The sequence below is a fragment of the Saccharomonospora saliphila YIM 90502 genome (assembly GCF_000383795.1).
Lineage (GTDB): Bacteria > Actinomycetota > Actinomycetes > Mycobacteriales > Pseudonocardiaceae > Saccharomonospora > Saccharomonospora saliphila.
The window spans coordinates 12,606-15,158 of sequence record NZ_KB912657.1; the positions used below are offsets into that span (position 1 = coordinate 12,606).

The following is a 2,553-nucleotide window of genomic DNA, read 5'->3' on the forward strand; positions in this document are numbered from 1 at the left end:
TGGTGGTTGTGGGCGGCGCTCAAGATCACGGATGTGGACGGAATGCGGAAACGTGGTTACTGGCGGCGGGCACGGCGGCCACGGTCGGCACGGTCGGCTTCGTCGGGCTCGTCGCCCCGCATCTCGCGCGCCGCATCGTGGGTGGCGCGACCACCCGGCTGATCCCGATGACCGCCGTGCTCGGCGCCCTTTTGGTGGTCACCGCCGACGGGGTCGGTCGCGCGCTGCTCGCGCCGCTGGAGATTCCGGTCGGCGTGGTCACGGCGTTGATCGGGGCGCCCTATCTGGTCTGGCTGCTGCGCCGGAGCGCCACGGCGTGACGCCGCCCCGCCACCGTGTTGCAGGGGCGAGTTGGGTAAGCCTAACCTTATTTCAATTGATTGCCCAGCGTGATGATCGCCATGCCGGACAACCCGGTCAGGCCCTTGTTACTTAGGGAAGGCTTGCCTAATCTTCAGGCGTTGCCGGACCTCGACGACTCGGAGAGACCCATGCCTGACCGCACCGAATCCCGCGAGGACGTCCCCGAACCCGGCGCCGCGTCCGGCGCTCACCCGGTCCCGGACCTTCCCGATGTCGGCGCCCGTGCCTGGCGTGAGGCCAACCGCCGGTTGCTGGCCAAGGCACTGGGGGAGTGGACCTTCGAGGCCATGCTCAAGGCGGTCGAGACCGGCGACGGCGAGTACCGCGTCGAACTCGACAGCGGCGTGCTGTACCGCTTCCGCGCCCGGCCCGGCGCGTTCGGCTGGCTGAGGGTGGAGCCCACCTCGGTGACGCGGGTGGCCACCGGGATGCTCGGAGACGAGACCGGCCGTCCCGCGTGGGACGCCCTGCAGTTCCTGATCGACGCGGCGAGCACGCTCGGCACCGACCCGTCCACCGTGGCCACCTACCTGACCGAGCTGGAAGCCACGCTCGGCGTGGACGCCGCGCGGATCGCCCGAGGCGGGGAGACGGCGCGGAAGCTGCGCGAGCTGTCCCACGCCGAACTGGACTGCCGGATGACCGGGCACAACCTGCTCGTCGCCAACAAGGGCCGCATCGGCTTCTCGGCGACCGACACCCGCCACTACGCCCCGGAGGCGCGCCAACCGGTCCGGCTCCAGTGGATCGCCGTGCATCGCGGACTGGCCGAGTTCCGGGGAACCTCCGACCTGTCCGAGCGGGATGTGCTTGCCCGCGAGCTGCCTGAAGGGACTCGCGCGGACTGGGCCGACGCTCTGCGCGCCGAGGGACTCGATCCGGGCGCGTTCGTCTGGATGCCCGCCCACCCGTGGCAGTGGGACCACGTCGTGCAGGTGCTGCACGCCGCCGACGTCGCCCAGCGCCGGATCGTGCCGCTCGGCCCGAGCCCGGACCAGTACCTGCCGGGTCAGTCGATCCGCACCATGGCCAACGTCACCTCCCCGGGGCGCTTCGACGTCAAGCTCCCCTTGAAGATCCTCAACACGCTGGTGTGGCGGGGGATTCCGCCGCACTGCACGATGGGCGCGCCGGTGGTCACCGAGTGGCTGCGCGGGATGCTGTCCGCCGACCCGGTGCTGACCGAGCACGGGCGCACGGTGTTCCTCGGCGAGGTGGCCTCCGTGACCGTCCGCCACCCCTACCTGTCGCAGGTGGAGGGTGTGCCCTACCAGCATCTGGAGACTCTGGGGTGCGTCTGGCGTGACTCCGCCGTCACCCACGCTGGCGAGGGGGAGCGTGTCCGCACCTTCGCGTCGCTGCTGCACGTCGACGACGAGGGCACCGCCTTCGTGGCCGAGCTGGTGCGGGCATCGGGGCTGTCGGCGCAGGAGTGGTTGCGCCGGATGCTCGACACAGTGCTGACCCCCCTCATGCGGGTGCTCTATCGGTACGGGGTCACGTTCAATCCGCACGGGCAGAACACTTTGCTCGGCTTCGACGAGCGGGAGGTGCCGCGCAGGCTCTACCTCAAGGATTTCGTCGACGACGTCTGCGTGTCCGACACCGACGTGCCCGAGCGCGGCCCCGAACCGGACGGACACGACCACGTGCTCCCGCGCAAACATCCCTCGGTGATCCGGCAGCACGTGGTCGACCAGGTGTTCGTCGGCCACTTCCGCTACCTGGCCCCGCTGTGCGCGGACCAGCTCGGCGTGCCCGAGGACCGTTTCTGGTCGCTGGTGCGCCAGACCGTGCTCGGCTTCCAGCGCCGCCACCCCGAGCTCGGCGACCGTTTCGCCGAGTACGACCTGCTCACACCAGAGATCCCGCGCTACGCGCTCAACCGGGACCGGCTCGTCGTCACCCGCTACGGCGACCGCGCGCTGCGGCACGCGCTGCACCCGAACGGCACGCTGCCCAACCCGCTGGCGGACCCAGCGGCGCACCAGTGATTCCGCCGATTACGACGTCACGGACCGAGGAGAACCTCTGTTGACCCAGATCGCCGAGACGGCACAGAGCGGGAGTCCCCCGCCCGGGCACCTCCCCGGCGCGCTGCCCGCCTCGATACTGGCGGGCTCCGACACGGGCGCGGCCGAACTCGTCGCGGCACTGGCCGGTGCCTTGGCCTCGGCACGCGCGGCCCGG

General features: G+C 70.9%; 2 protein-coding genes. Both read left to right on the forward strand.

Annotated features, from left to right (window positions below):
* On the forward strand, nt 1-320 hold a 320-nt coding region (locus SACSA_RS0110140), incomplete at its 5' end, for an iron chelate uptake ABC transporter family permease subunit (protein WP_157596798.1).
* A gap of 171 nt (nt 321-491) precedes the next feature.
* Nucleotides 492-2,357, forward strand: a complete 1,866-nt coding sequence (locus tag SACSA_RS0110145; protein ID WP_019815578.1) for an IucA/IucC family protein — start codon at nt 492-494, stop codon at nt 2,355-2,357.
* Nucleotides 2,358-2,553 lie beyond the last annotated feature (196 nt).